18 protein-coding genes are annotated in these 26336 nt (G+C 66.3%); 10 read left to right on the top strand and 8 right to left on the bottom strand.

What is annotated here, in order from left to right; all coding sequences use genetic code 11:
• Positions 1–83: 83 nt before the first annotated feature.
• Together moaB and ACM9LZ_RS05880 are read right to left on the bottom strand one after the other, a co-directional pair.
• Positions 84–614 (bottom strand): molybdenum cofactor biosynthesis protein B, encoded by a 531-nt coding sequence (gene moaB, locus ACM9LZ_RS05885; RefSeq protein WP_416618418.1) that lies wholly within the window; start codon positions 612–614, stop codon positions 84–86.
• 67 nt (positions 615–681) lie between these two features.
• Complete coding sequence (locus ACM9LZ_RS05880) at positions 682–1605, bottom strand: 4-(cytidine 5'-diphospho)-2-C-methyl-D-erythritol kinase (RefSeq protein ID WP_416618417.1); 924 nt, start codon at positions 1603–1605, stop codon at positions 682–684.
• A gap of 208 nt (positions 1606–1813) precedes the next feature.
• Between ACM9LZ_RS05880 and pepF (ACM9LZ_RS05875) the strand changes: the two genes are divergently transcribed.
• The 4 genes from pepF (ACM9LZ_RS05875) (at position 1814) to ACM9LZ_RS05860 (ending at position 8212) form a co-directional block, all read left to right on the top strand.
• Positions 1814–3733 carry an oligoendopeptidase F gene (pepF, locus tag ACM9LZ_RS05875; protein WP_416618416.1) on the top strand — a complete coding sequence of 640 codons (1920 nt, stop codon included), beginning with the start codon at positions 1814–1816 and terminating at the stop codon, positions 3731–3733.
• Between the two features lie 295 nt (positions 3734–4028).
• Positions 4029–5936 (top strand): oligoendopeptidase F, encoded by a 1908-nt coding sequence (pepF, locus tag ACM9LZ_RS05870; protein ID WP_416618415.1) that lies wholly within the window; start codon positions 4029–4031, stop codon positions 5934–5936.
• Positions 5937–6005: 69 nt separating this feature from the next.
• The gene (pabB, locus tag ACM9LZ_RS05865) at positions 6006–7469 is read left to right on the top strand and encodes an aminodeoxychorismate synthase component I (protein ID WP_416618414.1); all 1464 of its coding nucleotides are present in this window, start codon (positions 6006–6008) and stop codon (positions 7467–7469) included.
• Positions 7466–8212: an aminotransferase class IV gene (locus ACM9LZ_RS05860; RefSeq protein ID WP_416618413.1), complete on the top strand. Its 747-nt coding sequence runs from the start codon at positions 7466–7468 to the stop codon at positions 8210–8212. Before pabB ends, ACM9LZ_RS05860 begins: the two co-directional genes overlap by 4 nt.
• A 30-nt stretch (positions 8213–8242) precedes the next feature.
• On the opposite strand, the gene ACM9LZ_RS05855 is transcribed toward ACM9LZ_RS05860, so the two are convergent.
• The gene (locus ACM9LZ_RS05855; protein ID WP_416618412.1) at positions 8243–8728 is read right to left on the bottom strand and encodes an Lrp/AsnC ligand binding domain-containing protein; all 486 of its coding nucleotides are present in this window, start codon (positions 8726–8728) and stop codon (positions 8243–8245) included.
• 133 nt (positions 8729–8861) lie between these two features.
• On the opposite strand from ACM9LZ_RS05855, the gene putA reads away from it, so the two are divergent.
• Both putA and ACM9LZ_RS05845 read left to right on the top strand, forming a co-directional pair.
• Entirely contained in the window at positions 8862–11990 is a 3129-nt protein-coding gene (putA, locus tag ACM9LZ_RS05850) for a bifunctional proline dehydrogenase/L-glutamate gamma-semialdehyde dehydrogenase PutA (protein WP_416618411.1), read from the top strand.
• A 247-nt stretch (positions 11991–12237) separates the two neighbouring features.
• Positions 12238–12960, top strand: coding sequence for a response regulator (locus ACM9LZ_RS05845; RefSeq protein ID WP_416618410.1), 723 nt, complete (start codon positions 12238–12240; stop codon positions 12958–12960).
• 21 nt (positions 12961–12981) lie between these two features.
• Here ACM9LZ_RS05845 and ACM9LZ_RS05840 read toward each other — a convergent pair whose 3' ends face one another.
• On the bottom strand, positions 12982–14388 hold the full coding sequence (locus ACM9LZ_RS05840) for a response regulator (RefSeq protein WP_416618409.1): 1407 nt from the start codon (positions 14386–14388) through the stop codon (positions 12982–12984).
• A 226-nt stretch (positions 14389–14614) separates the two neighbouring features.
• On the opposite strand from ACM9LZ_RS05840, the gene ACM9LZ_RS05835 reads away from it, so the two are divergent.
• Together ACM9LZ_RS05835 and ACM9LZ_RS05830 are read left to right on the top strand one after the other, a co-directional pair.
• A complete protein-coding gene (locus tag ACM9LZ_RS05835) occupies positions 14615–15538 on the top strand; it encodes a peptidoglycan-binding domain-containing protein (protein WP_416618408.1) in 924 nt (307 codons plus the stop codon).
• A gap of 188 nt (positions 15539–15726) precedes the next feature.
• Positions 15727–16794 (top strand): Glu/Leu/Phe/Val family dehydrogenase, encoded by a 1068-nt coding sequence (locus ACM9LZ_RS05830; protein WP_416618407.1) that lies wholly within the window; start codon positions 15727–15729, stop codon positions 16792–16794.
• A 53-nt stretch (positions 16795–16847) separates the two neighbouring features.
• On the opposite strand, the gene ACM9LZ_RS05825 is transcribed toward ACM9LZ_RS05830, so the two are convergent.
• The 3 genes from ACM9LZ_RS05825 to ACM9LZ_RS05815 form a co-directional block, all read right to left on the bottom strand.
• Positions 16848–18401 carry a SpoVR family protein gene (locus tag ACM9LZ_RS05825; RefSeq protein ID WP_416618406.1) on the bottom strand — a complete coding sequence of 518 codons (1554 nt, stop codon included), beginning with the start codon at positions 18399–18401 and terminating at the stop codon, positions 16848–16850.
• A complete protein-coding gene (locus ACM9LZ_RS05820; RefSeq protein WP_416618405.1) occupies positions 18398–19720 on the bottom strand; it encodes a YeaH/YhbH family protein in 1323 nt (440 codons plus the stop codon). The genes ACM9LZ_RS05825 and ACM9LZ_RS05820 overlap by 4 nt, the downstream gene beginning before the upstream one ends.
• Positions 19721–20115: 395 nt before the next feature.
• The gene (locus ACM9LZ_RS05815; RefSeq protein WP_416618404.1) at positions 20116–22065 is read right to left on the bottom strand and encodes a PrkA family serine protein kinase; all 1950 of its coding nucleotides are present in this window, start codon (positions 22063–22065) and stop codon (positions 20116–20118) included.
• A gap of 1084 nt (positions 22066–23149) precedes the next feature.
• On the opposite strand from ACM9LZ_RS05815, the gene ACM9LZ_RS05810 reads away from it, so the two are divergent.
• The gene (locus ACM9LZ_RS05810; protein WP_416618403.1) at positions 23150–23341 is read left to right on the top strand and encodes a hypothetical protein; all 192 of its coding nucleotides are present in this window, start codon (positions 23150–23152) and stop codon (positions 23339–23341) included.
• 355 nt (positions 23342–23696) lie between these two features.
• Positions 23697–25724, top strand: coding sequence for a putative bifunctional diguanylate cyclase/phosphodiesterase (locus tag ACM9LZ_RS05805; protein ID WP_416618402.1), 2028 nt, complete (start codon positions 23697–23699; stop codon positions 25722–25724).
• A 47-nt stretch (positions 25725–25771) separates the two neighbouring features.
• Here the strand turns inward: ACM9LZ_RS05805 and ACM9LZ_RS05800 are convergent, their stop codons facing one another.
• On the bottom strand, positions 25772–26299 hold the full coding sequence (locus ACM9LZ_RS05800; protein WP_416618401.1) for a hypothetical protein: 528 nt from the start codon (positions 26297–26299) through the stop codon (positions 25772–25774).
• Between the last annotated feature and the right edge of the window lie 37 nt (positions 26300–26336).

Genomic DNA, 26336 nt, shown 5'->3' with positions numbered 1-26336 from the left:
CGATGGAAGCCGAAGACTTGAACCGTTGGGAAGCCCTGGAATGACCGGGCGGCGGTGACGGCCGATGTTAGGATGGTGCCCCCTCACCTCTCCTGCAAACGCGGCATCAGTTCCACGAGGTTGCAGGGCCGGTGGCGGTTGTCGAGCTGAAATTTCAAGATCAGGTCCCAGCCGTCGCGGCAGGCGCTGGGGCTGCCCGGCAGGGCGAACAGATAGGTGCCGCCGGCCAGACCGCCCGTGGCGCGGGATTGCAGGGCAGAGGTGCCGATCTTCTGATACGACAACATGCGGAACATCTCGCCAAAGCCGTTGATCGTCTTCTCGAACAGGCTTTCAAAGGCTTCCGGCGTCACGTCGCGGCCCGTCAGGCCGGTGCCGCCCGTGGAGATGACGACATCGACCTGCGGGTCGGCGATCCATTGGCGAAGCTGATCGATGATGGCACGCACATCGTCGCGGACGATGGCGCGGCCGGCCAGGGCATGGCCATCGCTGGTCAGCCGTTCGACCAGCGTGTCGCCCGATTTGTCATCGGACAGGTCGCGCGTGTCGGACACCGTCAGCACGGCGATGTTCACAGGCAGGAAGGGGCGGGACGTGTCGATGCGGGACATGGGATCGCTCAACTCCTCGAAAAAACCGGGGTCCTCAAAACCTCAGGCATGGGCCGGTGGCGGCGCGTCAGGGCCAGTCCAGCAGGGTGGCACCTTCCAGCACCTCCAGCCCCGACAGGTCGTTCAGCAGCGCACCCGGCTGCACCCACCATCTCGGGCGGGCCCGGGAAATCAGGGCAGCCGCCGCCACGGCGCGGTCGGCACAGGTATAAAGGCCAAAGCAGGTGGCCCCACTGCCCGACATGCGGGCCAGATGACAGCCCGTCGTCGATTCCAGGGCCGCCAGCACCTGCCCGATGACGGGGTTCAACCGTTCGGCCGCCGGGGCCAGATCGTTCCGCCGCCCGTCTTTCAACAGGCCCGCCAGTTCCGCGGCGTCGGCCGCTTCCATCTCCAGCCGCGCCGGCGCGGAAAAGGCGCCGTCGCGGGCCTGGAACACGGCGGGCGTGGGCACGGCCACGCCGGGATTGACCAGCACGACCCAGCATTCCTCCGGCAGGGCCGGTGCCGGCGCCAGATCGGTGCCCGTGCCGCCGAAATGGGCCGTGCGCGCGTGCAGGCAGACAGGCACATCGGCCCCCAGCCGCGCAGCCAGGTCAAGCACGGCGGGACTATCCGGGGGCACATCCCACAAGGCGCACAGGGCGCGCAGGGTGGCCGCCGCATCGGCGGACCCGCCGCCGATGCCCGATGCCAGCGGCAGGTTCTTGGTCAGCTTGACCGTCACCTCCGGCCGGCGGCCCAGGGCGGCGGCCAGGCCCTTGGCGGCCCGCGTCACCAGATTGCTGTCCGTATCCTCCATCAGGAGGGTCAGGGCATTGGGTCCATGCAGCGACAGGCTGAAATAGGGGGTGCTTTCGACCTCCACCACGTCATGGGCCGTGGCGAATCCGACCAGGCTGTCCAGCAGGTGGTACCCATCCTCGCGCCGGCCCAGCACATGCAGGTAGAGGTTCAGCTTCGCGGCGGCCACGGCGCGGATGACGGTCATGATGGGCAGTATGTCCGGCGGTTACAATGCAGACGCGCAGCATAACAGGGCGGGGCCGGCTCCTGAAACCACCCCGTTACAAAATTCCGCGCCTATGGGCCCGGACCCGGCCTATAAAAGACCGCACAGCAATCAAACCGTGCCGGCCCCCCGAATAAGGACGGCCCCACGGGAAAAGCAAAGCAGCCGAACAGGGAACAGCATGCACATGCCAAACAGCCATACCCTCACCGCCGCCACCCGCCGCCTGCTGGGCGCCACGGCGCTGGCGCTGGTCGCCGCCCTGGCCCCCGTGGCCGTGGCGGGTGCCCAGGAAACGCCGGCCGCCGCGGCCGACGCGAAGCCGGCCGTCGATCCGCGCTATGTCTGGGATCTGACCCCGATATTCAAGGATGACGCCGCCTGGGAGGCCGGGCGCCAGCAGGCGCTGGCTGAGTTGCCGGGGGTTTCGGGGCTGAAGGGCACACTGGGCACCGACGCCGCCACCTTGCGCACCGCCCTGGACCGCATGTCCACCGTGGGCCACATGGTGGAAAAGGTGATGGTCTACGCCTATTTCCAATATTCGACCGATACGCGCAATCCCACCTTCCAGGAACGCTGGAGCCTTTCGCAGTCGCTCGCCGCCCAGGGGCAGGCCGCCATCGCCTGGCTGTCGCCCGAAATCCAGACCATCGGCGCTGAGAAGATCGAAGCTTTCATCAAGGCCGACAAGGGGCTGGAGAAGCACGCCTTCCGCCTGCACGACATCCTGCGCCTGAAGGCGCACACCCTGTCAGCGGAGACGGAGGCGGCGCTTGCCGCCTATGGCCCCGTGATGGGGGCCGCCAGCAACACCTATTCCGCGCTCGCCAATGCCGATATCGACTGGCCCCAGATCACCCTGCCAGACGGGACGGAACGCAAGCTGAACCAGGCCGGCTATCAGGCGCTGCGCCAGCATGCCGACCGCGCCGTGCGCAAGCAGGTGTTCGACACGTTCTGGACCAAGTTCGGCCAGTATGCGACCAGCATGGGCAACACGCTGAACGCCGCCGTCCAGGCCGGCGCCATCGATGCCAAGCTGCGCTCCTATCCGACGGCTGTGGCCGCGTCGCTGGCCGCCAACGACATTCCCGAATCCGTCTACCGCACCCTGGTGGCAGAGGCGAACAAGGGCCTGCCCACCCTGCACCGCTATTTCAAGCTGCGGCAGAAGATGCTGGGCCTGCCCGACCTGCATTATTACGACATCTATCCGTCCATGGTGTCGCTGGACAAGAAATACACGCTGGATGAGTCGCGGGCCATCACGCTGGCCGCCACCAAGCCGCTGGGCAAGGCCTATACCGACCGGCTGGCGGAACTGACATCGCGGCGCACCATGCATGTGCTGCCGGCCGAGGGCAAGGACAGCGGTGCCTACCATTGGGGCACCTATGGCGTCGATCCCTATGTCTTCCTGAACCATCAGGACGATTACAACTCGATGTCCACCTATGCCCATGAATGGGGCCACGGCATGCATTCGGCCCTGGCACAGGCGGCACAGCCCTATGAACTGGCCGGCTATTCGCTGTTCGTGGCGGAAATCGCGTCCACGGCGAATGAAATGCTGCTGACCGATTACCTGGTGTCGAAGGCCAAGAGCAAGGAAGAGAAGCTGTTCTATCTGGGCCAGTCGCTGGAGAATCTGCGGGCCACCTTCTATCGCCAGACCATGTTCGCCGAATTCGAACTGGCCACCCATGATGCGGTGGAACGGGGCGAGGCGCTGTCGGGCGCCAAGATGACCGAAATCTATTGCGGCCTGCTGAAGAAGTATCACGGCCACGACCAGGGCGTGATGCAGATCGACGAGAAATATTGTGCGGAATGGGCCTTCATCCCGCATTTCTACCGCCCCTTCTATGTCTACCAGTACGCCACCTCCATCGCGGCCGGCACCTATTTCGCCGAACAGGTCGTCAAGGGCGGGGCCAAGGCACGGGAGAATTATCTGAACGTGCTGCGCGCCGGCGGGTCGGAATATCCGGTGCCGCTGCTGGCCAGGGCCGGGCTGGACATGGCGTCCGGCGCGCCCTATCAGGCGCTGATCCGGCGCATGGACGCCACAATCGACCAGATGGAAAAGCTGCTGGCCCCGTAATACGTATCTGCATTGATCAGACCCTATGGCCTGATCAATGCATCCCTCATGCGCCGGGCGCCGCCATCCGGCGGCTGGGCTTGCGCGCGCATGGGCGCGCCAACCAGGTTGCGATGAGTTCAACTCACCGCACCTTGGTATAAAGCCGTTGGCAATCGCCCGGTACCGGCCCCCCCGCCGGTGCCGGGCGGGTCCTCCGCACCCGCCACGCCCCAGGCTTGCGCCCAGGTTCTCGGGAACCGTTGCCCATGCCCGTCCGTTGCGATACCTCACGGCAAAATCAAGAGGCCGAGAAATGACCCTGTCTGTCTTCCGCACCCGCCTGGCCGGTGCGGCCGCCATCGCGCTGGCCGCCGCCGCCATCATCCCCGCCGCCGCCATGGCACAGGCCCAGTCCCGACCGGCCGCCGGCGTCCCGGCCCCGGACCGTGATGTCTGGGACCTGACCCCGCTTTTCAAGGACCGCGCCGCCTGGGATGCCGAGCGCCAGTCGGTGGCCGACGCCATCCCGCGCCTGTTGGCGCTGCGCGGCACGCTGGGCAATGACGCCGCCAGCCTGCGGGCCGGGCTGGATCAGATTTCCGCGGTGCGGCTGCGCTTCTACCGGCTGGCCGTCTACATGTCGACGCAGTTCAGCACGGATGCCCGCGATAATGCTGCCCAGGAAGGCAGCAGCGTGATCCGGCAACTGGGCGCCGACATCGGGGCCGCCACGGCCTGGCTGGACCCTGAAATCCAGGATATCGGCGATGACAAGATCGAAGCCTTCATCCGCCTGGACAAGGGGTTGCAGAAGCACGCCTTCGCCCTGCGTGACGCGCTGCGCAACAAACCCCATACGCTGACCCGCGATACGGAGGCGGCCCTGGCCGCCGTCGGCCCGGCCATGTACGGCGCCGGCACCACCTTCCAGCTTCTGACCAGTTCCGACATCGACTGGCCCAGCATCACGCTGGCCGACGGGTCCAGCGTCAAGATCAACCAGATCGGCTATTCCCGGCTGCGGGAGAGCCCGGACCGCGCCGTGCGCAAGCAGGCCTTCGACACGTTCTGGACCAGGTTCGGCCAGTACAGCAACACCAATGGCAGCCTGCTGGCCAACCGTATCCAGGCTGGCACGGCGATGGCCAGGCTGCGCCACTATCCCACCGCCGTGGCGGCGTCGCTGGCCGCCAACGACATTCCGGAAACGGTCTATCGCACGCTGGTGACGGAAACCAACAAGGCCCTGCCCACGCTCCACCGGTATCTGAAGCTGCGCCAGCGGATGCTGGACCTGCCGGACCTGCATTATTACGATATCTATCCGCCGCTGGTGCATCTGGACCGCAGCTTCCCCATCGACGAGGCGCGCCGCCTGACACTGGCCTCGGCCAAACCGCTGGGCCAGGATTATGTGAAGGGGCTGGAGGAAGCGCTGGACGGCCGCTGGATGCATGTGTACCCGGCCGACGGCAAGCGGCCGGGTGCCTATCAGACCAGCGTCTATGGCGTGCACCCCTATGTCTTCCTGAACCATCAGGACACGTTCGACAGCGTCTCGACATTCACCCACGAATGGGGCCACGGCATGCACACCAAGCTTGCCAACGCCAGCCAGCCATTCGAGACCGCGAGCTATTCCCTGTTCGTGGCGGAAGTTGCATCGACGACGAACGAGATGCTGCTGGCCGACCATATGCTGAAAGGGGCCAAAACCAGGGAAGAGAAGCTGTTCTATCTGGGCCATGCCCTGGACAGCCTGCGCAGCACCTATTTCCGTCAGACCATGTTCGCCGAATTCGAACTGGCCACCCATGACGCGGCGGAGCGGGGAGAGGCGCTGTCAGGCGCACGGATGACGGCGATCTATTGCGACCTGCTGAAGCGCTATCAGGGCGACGAACAGGGCGTGATGAAGATCGACCCGAAATATTGCGCCGAATGGCAGATGGTCAGCCATTTCTACCGGCCCTTCTATGTCTACCAGTATGCCACCTCCATCGCGGCGGCCGCCTATTTCAGCGAGCAGATCGCAAAGGGCGGCGCCAGGGAACGTGACAATTACCTGGCCGTGCTGAAGGCCGGCGGGGCGGAATATCCCTATCAGCTTCTGAAGAAGGCGGGCGTGGACCTGGCCACCCCCGCCCCCTATGAGGCATTGATGCGCCGGATGAACACCATCATGGACCAGATGGAAAGGCTGCTGGACGAGAAGCGATGACAGACGGGGGAGCATCGATGCCGCGCAAGGGCATTGTTGAACGCCCCGCCTGCCGCTAACGTGGCGCGCATGACCAGCCCCGCCCTGCCCCATGTCCTGCCCCTTTGCCTGTCCGACCCGATGGCGGCCTTCGGTGCGCTGGCCGGGCGGCGCGGTGCCGTCTTGCTGGATGGCGGGGCCGCCGATGCCGGGCGGGCCCGCTACAGCATCCTGGCCGCCGATCCCTTCGCCTGGATCGAAGCGGCCGGGGACGGGAGGGTGCTGCGCGACGGTGGTCCCCTGGCCGCCGATCCGTTCACGGCCCTGGAACAGGCCCTGCGCCCTTTCGCGCGTCCGGCCGCGGGCGGGGAACTGCCCGCCTTCACCGGCGGTGCCATCGGCTTCATGGGGTATGAGCTGGGCCGCCATCTGGAACGGCTGCCACCCCCGCATGCCATGGGCCTGGACCTGCCTGACATGGCTTTCGGGCTGTACGACACCGTCGCCGTGCTCGACCACGCGACGGGAACGGGGTGGGTGATCAGCGGGGGGGAGCGCGAGGCCGATCCCGCCGCCCGGCCCGCCTTGGCGCGACGTCTGGCCCGGGATCTGGCGGACCGGCTGGCCGCCGCCCCCGCCCTGCCGCCGGACACGGGTGACGGGCTGATGCGCCCGCCCGGCTGGCAGGCGGAACTGGACCCGGCGGATTATCGCCACCGGGTGGCCCGCATCCTGGACTATATCCGCGCCGGCGACATCTACCAGGCCAACATGACCCAGCGGTTCCTGGGCCGGCTGCGCCCCGGTGTCACGGCCTGGGATGCCTATCGCCGCCTGCGCCCGCGCATGGCCGCCCCGTTTTCGGCCTTCCTGGATCTGGGCGGCGGGCGGGCCGTGGCCTCCGGCTCCCCGGAACGGTTCCTGTCGCTGTCGGCCGGTGGCGCGATCGAGACACGGCCCATCAAGGGCACCCGGCCCCGCCATGCCGATCCCGTCCGTGACGCGAACCTCGCCGCCGAACTGCTGGCCTCGGAAAAGGACCGGGCGGAAAACCTGATGATCGTCGACCTGCTGCGCAACGATCTCTCTCGCGTGGCCGATATCGGCAGCGTCAGGGTGCCCGGCCTGTGGGAACTGGAAAGCTACCGCACGGTGCATCACCTGACATCGGTGGTGACCGGGCAGCTGCGGTCCGGCCTGGGGCCCCTGGACCTCCTGCGCGCCACCTTCCCCGGCGGATCCATCACGGGGGCGCCCAAGATCCGCGCCATGGAGATCATCCACGAACTGGAACCCGCACGGCGCGGCCCCTATTGCGGGTCGGTCATGTGGATCGGCTGGGACGGGGCGATGGACAGTTCCATCGTCATCCGCACCGCCGCCCTGGCCGGCGACCGGGTGCAGGTGCAGGCGGGCGGCGGCATCGTGGCCGACAGCGACCCGGAAGAGGAATATCAGGAAAGCCTGACCAAGGCGCGCGCGCTGCTGACCGCCTTCGACCCGGCCATGGCCTGGCCCCCGGTCGCCAGCCGGGAACAGGAGGAAGCGGCATGAGCGTCATCTGGCTGAACGGGGCGTTCCTGGCCGCCGACAAGCCGGCATTGCTGGCCCATGACCGGGGGTTGACGCTGGGCGACGGGCTGTTCGAGACCATCGCCGTGAAGGCCGGCGTACCGCTGCGCCTGGACGCCCATCTGAAGCGCCTGCGCGAAGGGGCGGATTTCCTGGGCCTGCCCGTGCCGCTGGACGATACGGGCCTGCATGACGCCATCCTGGGTCTGGCCGGCGCCAACGGCCTGACGGAAGCGGCGGTTCGCCTGACGCTGACAGCCGGTCCCGGCCCGCGCGGCCTGCCCCGGCCGGAGGTGCCGGCACCCACCCTGATGCTGGCCGCCGGCCGCATCCCGGCAGAGGCGCCGCCGGCCCGGCTGGTGATTGCCCGCACCACCTGCCGCAACGAGAAATCGCCCCTCTCGCGGCTGAAGACACTCAATTATCTGGACAGCATCCTGGCCCGGCGCGAAGCAACGGCCCGCGGGGCCGACGATGCCATCCTGCTGAACAGCCAGGGCCGCGTGGCGGAAGCCACGGCCGCCAACCTGTTTCTTTCGCTGGACGGCCATTGGGTCACCCCGCCGGTTTCCGACGGTGCCCTGCCCGGCACCATGCGCGCCGCCCTGGTCCGCAACTGGCGGGCGCAGGAGCGGCCCGTCAGCGTGGAAGACCTGCACCGGGCCGACGATTATGTGCTGACCAACGCGCTAGGCATCCGCAAGGTGCTGAAAATACTGGATTGAATCCTTACCTGGGTGGGGAATTCCTGATTGTCACCGCCCCGGCACGGGCAGGACATGGGTGTTCTTGACCTCTTCCATCACCATATAGGTATGGGTCTGCGATACCCCCTTGATGGATGTCAGTTCACCCAGGAAGGCGCGGTAATCGGCCATGTCCGCCACCCGCACCTTGATCAGGTAATCGAAGCCGCCCGCCACCATGTGCGCTTCCTGCACATCATCGAAACGGCGCATGGCATCGGCGAAGATCCGGAACGCATCGGACGTGGTGTGATCCAGCCGCACCTCGACATAGGCGGCCAGCGGCCGTTCCAGCCGGTCGGGGTCCAGCAAGGCCACATATTGGCGGATATAACCCTCGCGCTCCAGCCGGCGCACACGTTCCAGGCAGGGCGTGGGCGACAGGTGGATGCGGCGGGCCAGTTCCACATTCGATATCCGGCCCTCTTCCTGCAGGATGCGCAGGATGTTCTGGTCGATGCGGTCGAGCTTCGCGGCCCCTGGATCGCTTGTCATCATTTCGTCCGGCAAATTGGCGCTTTATCCATATTATATCCTGCATATTCCCTATATTTGGAGAAAAATCACACAGCTTTCTTGCCATAATGCGGTGACTTTCACCACACGAACGGCCAACGGAGTGACGGCGATGACCACCGCCAGCCTGGGCGAATTGCGCGCGGCCCTGCGCGCCACCAAACATGCCGACGAGGTATCCGCCGTCTCGCGGCTTTTGCGGGCGCACGGGCTGTCCGCGGCCGAGCGCCAGGGCGTGCATGAGCGTGCCGTGGCCATCGTGAACGCCGCCCGCAAGCGCCGCCGGGAACTGGGGCCGCTGGATAATTTCCTGCAGGAATTCGGCCTGTCGAACAATGAGGGCATCGCCCTGATGTGCATCGCCGAATGCCTGCTGCGCATCGCCGATCCCGATACGGCCGACCGGCTGATCGCCGAGAAGATCGCGCAGGGCCAGTGGGATGCCCATCTGGGCCGCAGCGACAGTGCCTTTGTGAATGCCGCCGCCTGGGGCCTGATGCTGACGGGCAAGATCACCGACCTGGAGCGCGGCGGGGAACGCGACGCCGGCAGCTTCCTGAAACGTCTGGTCGCCCGGTCGGGCGAAAGCGTCATCCGCACGGCCATGGGCCGGGCCATGCGCGTCATGGGCGGCCATTTCGTGCTGGGCCGCACCATTCGGGAAGCCATGGCGGAGGCCCGCAAGGCCAGGCCGGCCGGGACCGTCCATTCCTATGACATGCTGGGCGAGGGCGCCCGCACCTGGGAACAGGCCGACCGGTATCTGGATGCCTATGTCAAGGCCATCGACGCCGTCGGGGCGGAGGCTGCGGGCCGCGGGCCGGTGGCGGCGCCGGGCGTGTCCATCAAGCTGTCGGCCCTGCACCCGCGCTATGTGCAGGCGCAGAAGGCCGATGTGCTGGCACGCCTGGTACCGGCCGTCAAAGGGCTGGCGCAGCAGGCCAGGTGCTGGGACATCAACCTGACCATCGATGCGGAAGAGGCCGACCGCCTGGACCTGTCGATGGACGTCCTGTCCGCGCTGTCCCACGATCCGGACCTGGCCGGGTGGAACGGGCTGGGGCTGGCCATCCAGGCCTATTCCAAGCGCACCCATATCCTGGTCGACTGGCTGGTGGCGCTGGCCCGGTCGGCCGGCCGCCGTCTGATGGTGCGGCTGGTCAAGGGGGCCTATTGGGATACCGAAATCAAGCTGTCGCAGATCGCCAGCCATGATGATTATCCGGTCTTCACCCGCAAGGCGGCCACGGACCTGTCCTATCTTGTCTGCGCGCGCAAGATGCTGGCCGCGCAGGACGCCATCTATCCGCAGTTCGCCACCCACAATGCCTATACCATCGCCGCCATCCTGCATCTGGCCGGCGACAATCGCGACCTGGAGTTCCAGCGCCTGCACGGCATGGGCGAACTGCTCTATACCGCGACGCGGGAGGTGTTCCCGGACATGCCGCGCGTGCGCATCTATGCGCCCGTCGGCACGCATGAGGACCTGCTGCCCTATCTGGTCCGCCGCCTGCTGGAGAACGGCGCCAACAGCAATTTCGTCAACGCCTATATGGACCCGGACATACCCGTGTCCGACGTCGTGGCCGATCCGGCCGCTTTCCTGGAGAGAGAAGGCATGCTGCGTCACCCGCGCATCCCCACGCCCGCCGACATCTATGGTGCGGAACGCGCCAATTCCAAGGGCTTCGACCTGACCGCACCGGAGAAGGTGGAAGCGTTGCAGGCCAGCATGAAAGCCGCGCTGACCCGCCCCTGGACGGCCGGTCCCATCGTGGGCGGGCAGACGCTGGACGGGCCGGTCCTGCCCGTGTCCGACCCGGCCAGGCCTACCCGCCAGGTCGGCACGGTCGTGTCGGCCGGTCCGCAGGCGGTGGAACAGGCCCTGTCGCTGGCCACAGCGGCCCAGCCCGGCTGGGACCGGGCCGGCGCCGACCACCGGGCCACCTGCCTGGAACGCGCTGCCGACCTGATGGAAGAGGACATGCCGGCCCTGCTGGCCCTGCTGTCGCGCGAGGCTGGAAAGACCCTGCCCGACGCCGTGGCGGAGGTGCGGGAGGCCGTGGATTTCTGCCGCTATTATGCCGTCCAGGCCCGCACCGGGCTGAAGCCGGTCCTGCTGCCCGGCCCGACGGGGGAGCGTAACGAATTGCATCTGACCGGCCGCGGCGTCTTCGCCTGCATCAGCCCGTGGAACTTCCCGCTGGCCATTTTCACGGGCCAGGTGGTGGCGGCGCTGGTCGCCGGCAATGCCGTCATCGCCAAGCCCGCCGAGCAGACGCCGCTGGTCGCCGCCGAAGCCGTGCGCCTGCTGCACCGGGCCGGTGTGCCGGGTGACGTGCTGCATCTTCTGCCGGGCGACGGTGAAACGGTGGGCGCACCGCTGGTGGCCGACCGGCGCGTGGCCGGCGTCTGCTTCACCGGTTCGACCGAAACGGGCCGCGCCATCAACCGCAGCCTGGCCGACCGCGAGGGGGCCATCGTGCCGCTGATCGCCGAAACGGGCGGCCAGAATTGCATGATCGTCGATTCAACCGCCCTGCTGGAACAGGTGGTGGATGATTGCATCACCTCCGCCTTCCTGTCGGCGGGCCAGCGCTGTTCCGCCACCCGCGTCCTGTTCGCGCAGGAAGAGATCGCCGACAAGCTGGCCGACATGCTGGCCGGTGCCATGGACCTGATCCGGCTGGGCGATCCGATGGAGATCACGACCGATATCGGCCCCGTCATCGATGACGACGCCCGCGACATCCTGGTGAAGCATGCCACCCGGATGGATGGCGAGGCCCGGCTGGTCAAGGCCGTTTCCGTCCCGGAAATCCTGCGCGACGGTACCTTCTTCGGACCGCGCCTTTACGAGATCGACGGTCTGTCACGCCTGAAACGGGAGGTGTTCGGCCCCATCCTGCACCTTGTCCGTTTCAAGGCGTCGGACCTGGATAAGGTGGTGGCGGAGATCGCGGCCACGGGCTATGGCCTGACATTCGGCGTGCATAGCCGGCTGGAAGGACGCGCCCACAACCTGTTCAAGGCGTTGCCGGTCGGCAATACCTATATCAACCGCAACATGGTGGGTGCTGTCGTGGGCGTGCAGCCCTTCGGCGGCCAAGGCCTGTCGGGCACGGGGCCGAAGGCCGGCGGCCCGCACTACCTGCATCGTTTCGTGACGGAAAAGACGCTGACGGTCAACACCACGGCGTTCGGCGGCAATGCCTCCCTTCTGGAACTGGGGGCCTGAGGCCTCGCCCCTTCCTGCCATCCATGGCGAGCCCATAGAGGGGAAGGGGCAACCCATTGCGGTTTTATTTATGCCGAATATGAACAATTTAAGATAGCAAACCCATCTGCCACGCCGTTGGAAAGGCTGCCCCAAAGAAGGTGTAGCACCGTCCAACGGCTTCATTTTTCAGACAAAACCGGGTATAGGCGAAGGGCCTGCGTGTCGTGACCGACGCTTCTTGTCCCCTTTATGGAGCCTTTTCCGGATGGCCGAGATCGCCGATGCCCCGCTGGTCCTGATCGTTGAGGACGAGCCCGCAACCCGCGCATTGCTGGCCGGGTATTTCCATCAGGCCGGCTTCCTGGTGGCAGAAGCCGAGAATGGAAAGCAGACGCGGGAGGTGATGCAGCGCCAGCCGCCCGATCTGGTGTTGCTGGACATCGAACTGCCGGACGAGGACGGGTTCAGCCTGGCGCGCAGCATCCGCGAGATATCGAATGTCGGCATCATCATCGTCACCCAGCGTGCCAATGACGGCGACCGCGTGTTCGGCCTGGAAACAGGCGGCGACGATTATGTGACCAAGCCGCCCAACCCGCGGGAATTGCTGGCCCGCGCCCGCAACCTTCTGCGCCGGACCCATCCCAGCAAGATGCATAAGGCCGAAGGAACGGTGCGCTATTTCGCGGGCTGGACCATGGATCTGGCCCGCCGCCGTCTGGTCGATCCGCAGGGCCTGGAAGTGCGCGTGACGCGCGGGGAGTTCGAGTTGCTGGGCCTGCTGGTGCGCTCCGGCGGGCGGGTCGTGACGCGCGACCAGTTGATCGACGCGGTCAGCGGCACCGACCGCAATCCCAACGACCGCACCATCGATGTGCTGGTCAGCCGCTTGCGCCGCAAGATGCAGGATAGCGGCTCGATGGATGTCATCCTGACGGAAAAGGGCCTGGGCTATCGCCTGGCGGCCGAGGTCACGGACCAGGCCTGACCGGTCCGTCGCGGCCCGTCATCATCGCGACAGCCTGTCCCGCCGGAAGGCGGCCAGGCCCGCCATGCCGGCGGTGAAGGCCGACCTGATCTGGCCGGCATGATCACGGGCGGCGGCACCGTCCTGCCGCTTGGCGGCCGTATCGGCGGCCTTGGCCAGGGTGGCCAGCGCCGGCAGGCCCACCGTCAGGGCGCCGGACGCCAGCTTGTGTGCGGCACGGCCCAGGGCCGGCACATCCCCATCCTGCAATGCCTGGTCGATCTGGTCCAGGGTGGCCGGAGCGTTGCGGGTGAAACTGTCGATGATCTGCGCCACCCGCTCGGCCCCCAGCAGGGTCAGATGCTCATCCAGCACGGCGAGGTCCAGCACGGCCGGGCCCCTTTGCGGGGAGGACGGCACGGATGGCGGTGCCGATGATGATGCCGGCGGCGGGGATGCCGCCACCTGCCCCCGCCTTTCCAGAATGGCGCCCAGGCGCTCGGCCAGCCCCTCCGGCGTCACGGGCTTGGTCAGCATGCCTGACAGCCCGGCCCGTGCGCGAAGCCGGTCCGGCACGATATCCACGCGGGCGCGCATCAGGATCACGGGCGGTCCGCCGCCGCGCCTGATGCACCAGGACAGGGCCAGGCCGCTGTGCCGGCCGATGCGCGCGGCGATCAGCGCTACATCCGGCCCTTCCATCAGGGCCATCTCCAGCGCCATCTTGGCATCGTCGGTCTCCTCCACCCAATAGCCGGCCCGTTCCAGCAACAACCGCACCAGCGTGCGCCCCACGGGGTCGTCATCCACGACCAGGGCCGAGAGGCCGTTGGGGGCGACGGGTGCCGGCCGGGCCTGGACGGCGGGCGGCGGCTCGGGTGCCGGCGGCGGGGCGGCCTCCCCCCCCCGCTCACCAAGCCGTTGCCGGACCAGGGCCCGCATCTCAGCCACCTCGTTGCGCAACAGGCGAAGCTGAATGGCCTGGGCCGGGGTCCCCGGCGCCGCCGCCAGCGCCTCCAGCTCCACTTCCATGCCGGTCAGTCGGCTGGACAGGCTGTCGGCGGTCAGATGCAGGATGGCGACCGGCACGCCCGCTTCGGCTGGCGCCCCGGCCCGGGCCGGGCCGGCCGCACCGAAGCCGCGGATGATCGGCGCGGACACCGGCAGCAGCAGGAAGCCCGCCAGCATGCCGCCGCCCATGACCAGCGCGCCCGCATCCCCGCGGGCCCACATATAGGCAGCGCAAACCTGGCCCAGCATGGTAACCGCCAGCCAGAGCGGGCCCAGCCAGGATGGCCCCCGCCCGCCACGCCAGGACCAGAAGGACAGCGCCACGACGCCCAGCAGCCGCATCCCCAGCAGGGTCGGCGACGGCCCCAGCAGCAGGATGTCCAGCAGCGTCATGATCAGAAGCCACGCGCCGCCGGCCACCATCAGGTCCGGCGGCAAAGCGTGGCTGTCTTGATGAGGTGGGGGCGATGCGGACAAATCGGCCTTCGAAAGGACAAGATCGCCGCTGATTATAGGATCGGGTCGAAGGGCGGTCCATCCTTCCGGTACATGCCGGCCGAATGACCACTCTTTCCTTGCCATCCACCGGCCGGGGTGTCATCCCTTTGCTGCGACGCCACAGGAAGGGCGTCCTCGGTCGGTTCCGCCTCAGGGGTGCATAGACGTGTTCGTGCCGGTTCGTTTCCGTTCCGCCCGTTCCCTTCTCCGTCACGCGGCCGGCGCCACGGCCCTGACCTTGCTGCTGACTGTCGCGGTGCCGGTGGCCGGCGCGCAGGACCAGCCGAATGCCGCGACCATCCAATGGGCGCAGCAGATTCTGGACCAGCAGGGCTTCTACCAGGGGCGCGCCAGCGGCCGGATGGACAGCGCCACGGCCGCCGCCATCGCCAATTACCAGCGCAAGAACGGGCTGAAGGCCACGGGCCGGCTCGATCAGACCACCATCGACCGCATGCTGGAAAGCAGGCCCGAGCGGCAAGGCGTCGGCAATCTGGCCGACCCTAACAGCCGGGCCCGCGCCAGCCAGCCGCTGAACCTGCGGGAAGAGGATGTGCGGCCCCAGGCGGCACCCGTCACCGCCGGCGTCGAACGCGGCGGCGGCACGGAAAGCACCCTGCTGGGCGTGTCGCGCGGGGCGGCGGAAACGTCGCCGCCGCGCACCGCCGCACCACCCGCCGCCAGCACGCCCGCCCCGGCTTCGGGCGTCGACCGGGGGGATGTCGGCACGACCATCGCCGGCCGCTTTGACGGCCCCACGGCCGCGCCTGCCAGCGGGGTCGAGACCGAGGTGATGATGGACAGGCAGGAGGGCGAGGATGGTTTCAGCCTGTCCGCCGCCCCCGATTGGGTCCGCTACGGCCTGATCGGCGGTGTCGGCGCGCTGCTGATCGGCATGCTGGGGTTCTGGTGGGGCAGCGGCCGGCGCGCCACGAAGCCCGCCCCCCGCGCCGCCGCACCCAAGGGCCGGCCGCAAGGCACGGGGGCGCCCCGCCGTGAGCCGACGCTGGGTGGCGATCCCGCCCGGCAGGATGGGCGCCGCGACCCTGTCCTGACGGCCCCCAGCCGCGATCCGCACCGCACACGCTGACGCAAGATCGGCATGTGAACGGACCCGCGACAGGAAATTTTCCGAAACCCCTGTCCGGTGTGCGTTTCGTGCGGAACCCCGCCGAACAACGAAATCGACCTGGAAAGCCGTCCAAGCCTAGACTTTCGCTGTAAAAGCCGCCCACGGCAGAGGCGGTGACAGCGATCCCCAGGCCGGAGACCCTTTCCATGCTGTTCGATTTCCCCGATTTCGATGATCACGAGCTGGTTCTTTTCGGTCGCGACACGGCGACCGGCCTGTCGGCCATCATCGCCGTGCATTCCACGGCGCTGGGTCCGGCCTGCGGCGGCTGTCGCATGTGGCCCTATGCCAACGACACGGAGGCCATGCGTGACGCGCTGCGCCTGTCGCGCGGCATGAGCTACAAGAACGCGATGGCCGGCCTGCCGCTGGGCGGGGGAAAATCGGTCATCATCGGCAACAGCCGCACGGACAAGTCCGACGACCTGTTCCGTGCCTTCGGCCGCGTCATTGACAGCCTGGGCGGCAGATATATCGCAGCCGAGGATGTGGGCATCACCGTTGCCGACGTGATGACCATGGGCCAGACCACACGGCATGTCGCCGGCCTTACCGGCGGACATGACGCCTCCGGCGACCCCTCGCCCTTCACCGCCTATGGCGTCTATCTGGGTATCAAGGCCGCCGCCCGGCACAAGCTGGGCGCCGACAGCCTGAAGGGCGTGCGTGTCGCGGTGCAGGGACTGGGCAATGTCGGCAGCCATCTGTGCCAGCATCTGGCCGATGACGGCGCCGTGCTGACGGTCACCGACATCCACGCCGACAATGTGCAGCGCGCCGTCGACCGGTTCGCAGCCGTTTCCGTGGCCCCGGAGCGCATCCATGCGGCCGAGGTCGATGTCTATGCGCCCTGCGCCCTGGGGGCTGTGATCAACCCCCGGACCCTGGCCGAGTTGAAGGCCACGGTCGTGGCCGGGGGCGCCAACAACCAGCTTGAAACCGACGCCATGGGCGAGGCCCTGCGCAGTGCCGGCGTGCTGTACGCGCCGGATTATGTCATCAATGGCGGCGGCATCATCAATGTGTCCGCCGAAGTGACGCACGCCTACGACCGCGAATCCGTGCTGCGCCAGGTCGAGCGTATCCCCGCCACCTTGTCGGAGATTTTCCGGCGCGCCGACCGCGAGGCGCGGCCGACCAGCGCCGTGGCCGATGAGATGGCCCGCGAAATCCTGGCCGCCGGCAAGGACGGGCAGAAAAAGGCGGCAGCCTGACCGGGCTGCCCCTGGCGGCCGGTGCCGGGCGGATACGGGGAGGGAGGACGGCGTCACCCTCCCCCCAGCACCACGCGCGGGCTGACCGCGATGCGCCGCAGCGGGGTGCCACCGGGCGTCTCCACCTCGGCCAGCACGACCTCGTACCCCCACAGGTCGGCCAGATGCTGCATGACGGGCCGCGCCTCCTCCTCGTCCAGCAGGATCTGGTTCATCACGTGATGTTCCAGCATCAGCTTGCGGTCACCGACCAGGTCGACATCGACGATCTGGATATCGGCCTCCGCCCAGGCGATATCATATTGCCGCGCCAGTGCCTGACGCACGGCCCGGTATCCGCGTTCGTCATGGATGGCGGCCACCCTCATTTCCGGATCGCTGGCATCATCGGCCACATGGAACAGCCGGAACTTGCGGATGATGGCCGGTGACAGATATTGCAGGATGAAGCTTTCATCCCGGAAATTGGCCCAGGCGTCGCGCAGGGCACCCATGGCATCGCCCTTCCCGGCCAGGTCCGGGAACCAGACCCGGTCCTCGTCGGTGGGCCGGGTCGCGATGCGCTCGATATCCTGCATCATGGCAAAGCCCAGGGCATAGGGATTGATCCCGCCATAGCGCCGGTCATCGAAATCGGGCTGGAACACCACGTTGGTGTGACTGTGCATCGCCTCCATCCAGGCGCCGTCCGTCAATTGCCCCCGTTCATGCAGGGTGGACAGGATGCGGTAATGGCAATAGGTGGCGCAGCCCTCATTCATCACCTTGGTCTGGCGCTGCGGATAGAAATACTGCGCCACATGGCGCACGATGCGCAGGATTTCCCGCTGCCAGCCCTGCAGGCGCGGCGCCTTCTTTTCCAGGAAATAGAGGATATTCTCCTCCGGCAGTTCCAGCACGGCACGGCGGCGGTCGCGGTCGGACAGGGGGCTGGCCCCGCCCGCCTTGGTCGGCACGGTGCGCCACAGGTCGTTGAAGGTGCGCTCGGCATGTTCCAGCCGCTCGCGTGCGCGTTTTTCCTCGTTGCGCAGGTCGGGGCCGCGGCGGCGGGGATAGCGGTGGACGCCGTGGTTCATCAGGGCGTGGGCGGCATCCAGCACCCGCTCCACCATGGCATGGCCATACCGTTCCTCGCACTGGGTGATATAGGCCTTGGCGAAGGACAGATAGTCCAGGATGCCGTCGGCATCCGTCCACTGCCGGAACAGATAATTGTTCTTGAAGAAATGATTATGGCCGAAGGCGGCGTGGGCGATGACCAGCGTCTGCATCGTCATGGTGTTCTCTTCCATGATGTAGCTGATGCAGGGGTTGGAATTGATGACGATCTCATAGGCCAGGCCGCGCTGGCCCTTGCGGTACATGGCCTCGTCACGCGCAAAATGCTTGCCGAACGACCAATGCTTGTAGAAAAGCGGCATGCCGATGCTGGAATAGGCATCCAGCATCTGCTCCGACGTGATCACCTCGATCTGGTTGGTATAGACATCCAGCCCCATTTCGCCCACGGCCACCTTCTCGATGGCGTCATAGACGCGGCGGACCTTGTCGTAATCCCAATCGGCACCGGTATAGAGCGGGTTGCCGTCGAAGGCTGTCAGGGTCATGCGCTCACCTCCGCCGGCTGGCCGGCCTTGTCCCTGGCGAACAGTTCACGGAACACGGGATAGATCTCACGCCGTTCCGTCACCCGCCGCATGGCCAGCGCGCCGCCGGCCTCGATGGTCTTGTAGGTGCGCCACAGGTCGGTTTCCCGCGATCCGCCACCATAGGGCAGGCCGGGACTGATCCCCTCCTGCCCCACTTCCAGATAGGCATAATACTGGCAGACGGGCAGGATGGTCCCGCCCATCAGTTCCGCCGTCCGGGTATTGTCGGACAGGGCATTGTCGCCGTCACTGGCCTGTGCGGCATAGATGTTCCATTCCGCGGGCGGGTAGCGTTCCTTCACCACCCGCGCCATCTCCTCCAGCGCCGTGGACACCACGGTGCCACCCGTCTCGGGGCTGTAGAAGAAAGTCTCCTCGTCCACCTCCTGTGCGCGGTGGGTGTGGCGGATGAAGACCACGTCCACATGCTTGTACCGCCGTGACAGGAACAGGTAGAGCAGCATGTAGAAACGCTTGGCCAGGTCCTTCATATGCTCGGTCATGCTGCCCGACACGTCCATCAGGCAGAACATCACGGCCTGGGCCGCCGGGCGCGGCGTGGCCGCGAACCGGTTGTAGCGCACGTCCACCGGATCGATATAGGGGATGCGCTGGGTCCGCCGCAGCGCCTGTTCCAGTTCCTCCCTGGCCAGGGCCAGACGGTCCCGGTCGCGGCCCGTCCGCTCCAGATCATCGATCTCCTGCCGCAGGGCCTTGATCTCGTCGCCCGTGGGACGGTTCAGGGCCATGCGCCGGGCCAGCGAGTTGCGCATGGTGCGCACAAGGTTGAGGTTGGCGGGCGAGCCGGAAACCGAATAGCCGGCCCGGTGCCAGTCCATGGCGTCCGTCACGGCCAGCTTGCGCTTGGCCAGGTCCGGCAGTTCCAGGTCTTCCAGGAACAGGTCGATGAATTCCTCCCGGCTGAGGACGAAGCGGAACTCGTCCTGGCCATCACCATCCTCGGCCCCCTCGCTGCCCGCGGCACCGCCGCCGCCGGATGGCGGGCGCTTGATCTTGTCGCCGGACAGGAACTCCTTGTTGCCGGGGACGACATGGTCACGCCGCCCGCCCGAGGATGCGCGATGCAGCGTCGGCTCCCGGATGCCGTCAGGGGAAATGGCGATATCGCCGCCCATATCGATGTCGCGGATGCCGCGCTTGGCCGACGCATCGCGCACGGCCCGCATCACCTGTTCCTTGGCGCGGCGCAGGAACCGCTGGCGGTTGGCCAGCGACTTGCCGGAAGGGTTGAGACGTCGGTCGACAATGGTGAACAAGGTTGCACCGTCCTTTCGATGGCCCTTCCGGTCACCGTTCCTCCACCGTCATTCCCGCGAAAGCAGGAAGCCAGAACCAGGGTGAAGGTCCAGCAGCCGGAGACGCATTTAGCACCGTCGTCTGGATTCCCGCTTTCGCGGGAATGACGGTGGAGAGGGCCTATTTTCTGTGCCTGGAAACCTTCCCATCTGAATAAAATTGCGACCTCTCCATTCCGTTGCCCTTGTTACGAACGCTAAGTTCAGCCGAAGGAACGAATGTGGAGAGTTGCCGTGCAAATTGGAGAGCTTCCTGCTTTGTTGAACATGCAGTGAGCGAAGTCCCATTTCTACGAACCACCCAGTCTCTACCATCGAATGAAACTGAGACTCGCTCACTGTCCATTATAACCCCCTCACCCCGCCTGCTTCACCCGCATGTACCATTCGACCAGCCGGCGAACCTGCCGCTCGGTATAGCCGCGTTCCATCATGCGCTCGACGAACTCGCTGTGCTTCTTCTCCGTCTCGCTGTCCTTCTTGGAACCGAAGCTGATGACGGGCAGCAGTTCCTCCACCTGGCTGAACATCCGCTTCTCGATGACGTCGCGCAGCTTCTCGTAACTGGTCCAGGACGGGTTGCGCCCGCCATTGGATGCCCGCATGCGCAGCGCGAACTTCACCACCTCGTTGCGGAAATCCTTGGGGTTGGCGATGCCGGCGGGCTTTTCGATCTTGGTCAGTTCCTGGTTCAGCAGGTCGCGGTTCAGCAACTGGCCCGTGTCGGGGTCCTTGAAGTCCTGGTCCTCGATCCAGGCGTCGGCATAATCGACATAGCGGTCGAACAGGTTCTGTCCGTAATCATGGTAGCTCTCCAGATAGGCCTTCTGGATTTCGTTGCCGATGAACTCCGCATAGCGCGGGGCCAGTTCGGCCTTGATGAACTCCATGTATTTCTTTTCGGTGTCGTCGGGGAACTGCTCCCGCTTGATGGCCTGTTCCAGGATGTACATCAGATGAACGGGATCGGCCCCCACCTCCGTATTGTCGTAATTGAAGGTGCTGGCCAGAACCTTGAAGGCGAAGCGGGTGGAGATGCCGTTCATCCCCTCATCCACACCGGCCGCGTCCTTGTATTCCTGCAGGGTCTTGGCCTTGGGGTCCGTCTCCTTCAGGCTTTCGCCGTCATAGACGCGCATCTTGGAGAACAGGTTGGAATTGCCATGGTCGCGCAGGCGTGACAGCACCGTGAACCTGGCCAGCATCTCCAGCGTTGCGGGCGCGCAGGGGCTGCCCGACAATTCAGAGGTCTTGATCAGCTTCTCATAGATGCGCTGTTCCTCCATCACCCGCAGGCAATAGGGTACCTTGACCACGCAGATGCGGTCGATGAAGGCCTCGTTGTTCTTGTTGTTCTTGAAGCTCTGCCATTCCGCCTCGTTGGAATGCGCCATGATGACGCCCTGGAAGGGCAGTGCGCCGATATTCTCGGTGCCGATGTAATTGCCTTCCTGCGTGGCGGTCAGCAGGGGATGCAGCATCTTGATGGGCGCCTTGAACATCTCCACGAATTCCAGCATGCCCTGGTTCGCCCGGTTCAGGCCGCCGGAATAGCTGTAGGCGTCGGGATCGTTCTGGCTGTAAAGCTCCAGCTTGCGGATATCCACCTTGCCGACCAGCGAGGAGATGTCCTGGTTGTTCTCGTCCCCCGGCTCGGTCTTGGAAATGCCGACCTGGCGCAGGCGCGACGGACGCAGCTTGACCACCTTGAACCGGCGGATGTCGCCATCGAACTCATCCAGCCGTTTCAGTGCCCAGGGGCTCATCAGCCCGGTCAGGCGGCGGCGGGGGATGCCGTATTTCTCCTCGATGGCGGCCCCCATGGTAACGGGGTCGAACAGGCCCAGCGGGCTTTCAAAGACGGGGCTGATCTGGTCCCCGGCCTTGAGGGCATAGATGGGCTTGTCCTCCATCAGTGCCTTCAGCCGCTCGGCCAGCGAGGATTTGCCGCCCCCCACGGGGCCCAGCAGGTACAGGACCTGCTTGCGTTCCTCCAGCCCCTGGGCGGCATGGCGGAAGAAGCCGACGATTCGCTCGATCGTTTCTTCCATGCCGTAGAATTCGGCGAAGGCAGGATAGATCTTGATGGTGCGGTTCATGAAGATGCGCGCCAGACGCGAATCCCTGGCCGTGTCAATGATCTCCGGCTCACCGATGGCCGACAGAAGCCTTTCCGCAGCGCTGGCATACATCAGCGGATCGTCGCGGCACCCTTCCAGATAATCCAGCAGCGACATCTCCACGTCGCGGCGGCTTTCATACGAACTGGCGTAACTGGCAAAAAGGTCTGTGACCAGACTGGTCATGGGCACTCTCCTTCCTGGCGGCCGGTCGGCGGGCGGATGGGAGGGCATGGGCAGGCCATGCGCCATGCTTGCCCGCCGGCGGGGGGCATTGGAAATCGGTGGCGTTCAAATCCTTGTGCGAGGCCTCCCCAGCCTCCACCCGTAACAGCCGTATTGAAACGGTCCGCCGGGACAATCGTTCCGGAAGTACCGGGGCGGCACCGGCGGCCGGCCGCACGAAGGCACCCAGCCGCACCGGCCGCAGGGCCCCCTGTTTCGCTGGCTTCACCGTCACCCATCACCGCGTCCTCCCGTGCATTCCAAGGGGGTCAATCGGCAATCAAGTCCTGGCACCGAACTACAACATTCAACGTACCGACAAATCGGAGTCTCTTCCCCGATTGGGGCAGACCAATGGCACAGGTCCGTTTTCGGCCCCTGCCCCTCCCGGTGGCATTCCGCCACCCTTGTCCTTCGGGCCTTGTCCACCCGTTCCGGCACACCGCCCATCCAGCAGCGATGCGGTCACAGCAGCATGACCTGAACCAGCCCATCGGTCAAACATACAGGGGAAGGCTTTAATTTTGGCCTAATACCAGGGACATGAATTTATGATTCATGTCCCTGGTAAGGCCGGCGACTGCCGGCCCGGCGCCCCTGCGCCGCAAGCCCAAGCCGACGGATGGCGGCGCCCGGCGCTTGAGGTGCCGAAAGAGAATTCAGGGGACCCACCACCGCGAACAGGCCTGCCGTAAGGCCATCGCGGATGCTGGCGGGCGATACCCGCCGCGGCAAACCCGATCCCCCGACAAGTCGCGGGGCCGGACGAGAGGGGGGGACTCGGGCGGAAGGGGCGGCGGCCTGCAACCCTCACCTGCGCTGCGGAAGATCGGCCATGCGTTGTTCGCTGTTGCAACAGATCAGCCTTTGATTTGTTCTGGATAGGCGAAAGCCATCGTTTTGGATCAACAGCTTCGCAATTTGGCCGCAATGGCCGGCGATGCTGCGATGCGTGAAGGCAAGGGCTTTTCGGCCCGCAACCGTTACCGGTCCGACCACGATGGTCCCCGATCGTGACAAACGTCCAACCTGCGAAGGTGACAAGATGCACAGCGCCGATTTCCAGAACAGCTTCAATGCCGCCTGCGCCGAGCTGGGACTGGACCCTGCCAATACCAACGTGTTCGCCCTGGAATGCCGCCGCCAGGGACTGGACCCGAGGCAGACCCGCGCCTTCGACCTGGACAAGAACCCCTCCGCCATGTGGGCCGAATTCCGCAAGCTGAAGCGCGCCTGACCGGCGACGGCCCCGCGGGCCACCGGGTGCATACTGGGGGTGCCTACTGGGGGTGCCCACCCGGGGGTGCATGCCCGGGGTGCCTGCCGCCATCCGGCCCGATGACAGCACCAAGTTGGCCAAAGGCCGGTCCCCGCTGCGGGGGCCGGCCCTTTTTCATGCCCGATTATCCTTATCCATCCCCGAAAACAAGCCGCCTGCCCTTTTCGGACACCGGGCGCGCGACTGATAAATGCTTGTGCAACCGTCGCGGTTTTCAGGCATGATGACCGCGACTGCATATCGCACCTCGCCCCCCCCAAGGAGGCCGGAACGGTGGCGATAGGCAGCCGGACGCAAGCCACCGGGGAGGGCTATGCTGAAGGGCCTGGGCAGTTCATTGGCGGCCAAGCAGGCGGCGCGCGCCGTACTGGCCGCCTGCCTGATCGGATTGTTCCTCAGCGGGCTGGAGGTGGCATGGGCCACGTGGCGCGAACGGGGAAAGGCCAGCGTGCTGGTCGAACAGGTGCTGGACCTGATGGAGGGCAGCGCCGCGGCGGCCGCCTGGAACGTGGACGAGGCGCTGGCCCAGCAGATCGGCACCTCCGCCCTGTCCATCGGCGCCATTGCCGGTATCGATATCCGCATTTCCGAACAGCAGTCGCTATGGTCCCGCCGGCGCCCGACGGAGCAGACCGGCCAGGGTGACAGCATGATCGGCCGGCTGGTATTCGGCGATCTGGCGCGCGGCACCCGCCTGCTTTACCGCCCCCTTCCCGACGGGCGGGAAAAGCCGCCCATCGGGCTGCTGCGCATCGACCTGGACATGGCGCGCATCTCCGCCGACTACATCGCCTTCGTCGGCACCTCGCTGCTGGGCGGCCTGTTGCGCAACATCCTGCTGGGGCTGATGCTGACCTGGGTCTTCCACCGCTTCCTGACCCGCCCGCTGGTCGAGCTGGAACAGGCCGTGGCCGATATCGACCCCGACAACCCCCGCGATACGCGGCTGCCCCTGCCGCGCGGGCATGAGGAAGATGAGCTGGGCCGCCTGACCCTGCGCATCAACGAGACGCTGGACCGGCTGGATGACAGCCAGGGGCAGTTGCGCCAGCTCGCCACCCGCGATCCGCTGACGGAATTGCCCAACCGCGCCCTGCTGCTGGAACGCCTGGATCACGCGCTGGCCCGGGCCCGGCGCACGCGGCGCGGTGTGGCCGTGCTGTTCCTGGACCTGGACCGGTTCAAGCATGTCAATGACAGCCTGGGCCACGACATGGGTGATCAGATGCTGCAGGCCATCGCCCAGCGCCTGGACGGCACGCTGCGCCATTCCGACACGGTGGGGCGCCTGGGTGGGGATGAGTTCCTGGTCGTGGTGGAGGATGTGGGCGAGCCGAAGGAGGCGATCCAGGTCGCCGACCGGGTCCTGGCCTCCCTGGCCCGGCCGCTGGAACTGGATGGGCATATCCTGCATCCTAGCGCCTCGATCGGCATCTCCCTGTGGCCGGCCGACGGACAGGATGCGCGCCAGATCCTGCGCTGTGCCGATGTCGCCATGTACGCGGCAAAGGCCGCCGGCACCGGCTGCTGGCGCATGTTCTCCGCCGAGATGTCGGAACAGGCCATGACGCGGCTGCGCACGGAGGCACGGCTGCGCGCCGCGGAGTTGCGGGGCGAGTTCGAACTGTTCTATCAGCCCAAGGTCGATCCGCGCAGCTTGGCCCTGCGAGGGGCGGAGGCGCTGCTGCGCTGGAAGACGGAGGATGGCTATATCGCCCCCGGTGATTTCATCCCCGTGGCGGAGGAAACGGGCCTGATCGGCCCCATCGGTGACTGGGTTCTGGGGGAAGCCTGCCGGCAGGCTTCCCATTGGCGCCGCCTGCATGGCGACCTGCCCGTGGCCATCAATGTCAGCCCGCGGCAACTGGCCGATGGGGAGTTTCCCAACCGCGTGCGTGCGGCCCTGGCCACCTCGGGCCTGCCGGCGCATCTGCTGACGCTGGAGATCACCGAGACGGTGGCCATGACGCAGGCCACGGGTGATTTCGCCATGCTGCGCATCCTGCATGATATCGGCGTGGGCATCGCCATTGATGATTTCGGCACGGGCTACGCCTCATTGTCGCATCTGCGCCGCATCCCGCTGACGGTGCTGAAGATCGATCGGGGCTTCATGCAATCCGTGCCCCACGACGTGGCCATCGCCGCCACGATCCTGGAACTGGGGCAGCGCCTGGGGCTGGAGATCGTGGCCGAGGGGGTGGAGACGGAGCCGCAGCGCGAATGGCTCTGCACCATGGACTGCCAGACGATCCAGGGCTTCCTGATCTCCCGCCCCGTGCCGGCCGCCGATTTCGAGGCGCGCTTTCTGGCCGGCGGCGGCGTGCGCGCCACCGGCTGAGCGGGGATACCGGCCGCCAGGGGCAGCGCCGCAGAGCATCGGGCGGGCTAGTCGAAGGTCCGCAAGGGGGCCGGTGCGGTCTTCAGCAGATTGTCCAGCAGGCTGACGATCTCCTCGATCTGGACGCGCACCTTGTCCAGTTCCATGGAGGATTTGTCGTCCAGGGCCGCTTCCATCAGCATCATGTCGAAATCGTTCAGCAGGCTGAGCAGGCTGACCCGCTCATCCTGCAACAGGTCATAGGCACCCAGCGCGTGGATCAGCAGGTCGGGCGGGTCGCGGAAAAAGGCCAGAGACAGGCGGGTGAACGTGGTGATGGCCCGCAGCCGCATGCGCACCAGCCAGCCCTTCAACTCGGCCGGCACGCCCCGGTTGGGCGCCTCTTCCGCCTTGTCCGTGATCGTGAAGATCATGGCCTGGATTTCAAGGTAACGGGCACGCGCCTTCTTGTAGTCCGGGAAGGTGGACAGCTTCACGCTCTCCTGCTTCTCGAACAGGCTGACGGCACCGGCGAGCGACTGCGACAGATGCCGCAAGACCGTCGCCCTTTGCGCCGCTTCCTGTTCATAACGCATGGAAGATCCCTTTCCTCCCGACCCGGATCGACATGTA

The organism is Niveispirillum fermenti (genome assembly GCF_048066175.1).
GTDB lineage: Bacteria > Pseudomonadota > Alphaproteobacteria > Azospirillales > Azospirillaceae > Niveispirillum > Niveispirillum fermenti.
Note: the sequence above shows the minus strand (reverse complement) of the source record. Positions and strands in the feature narration are given on the sequence as shown.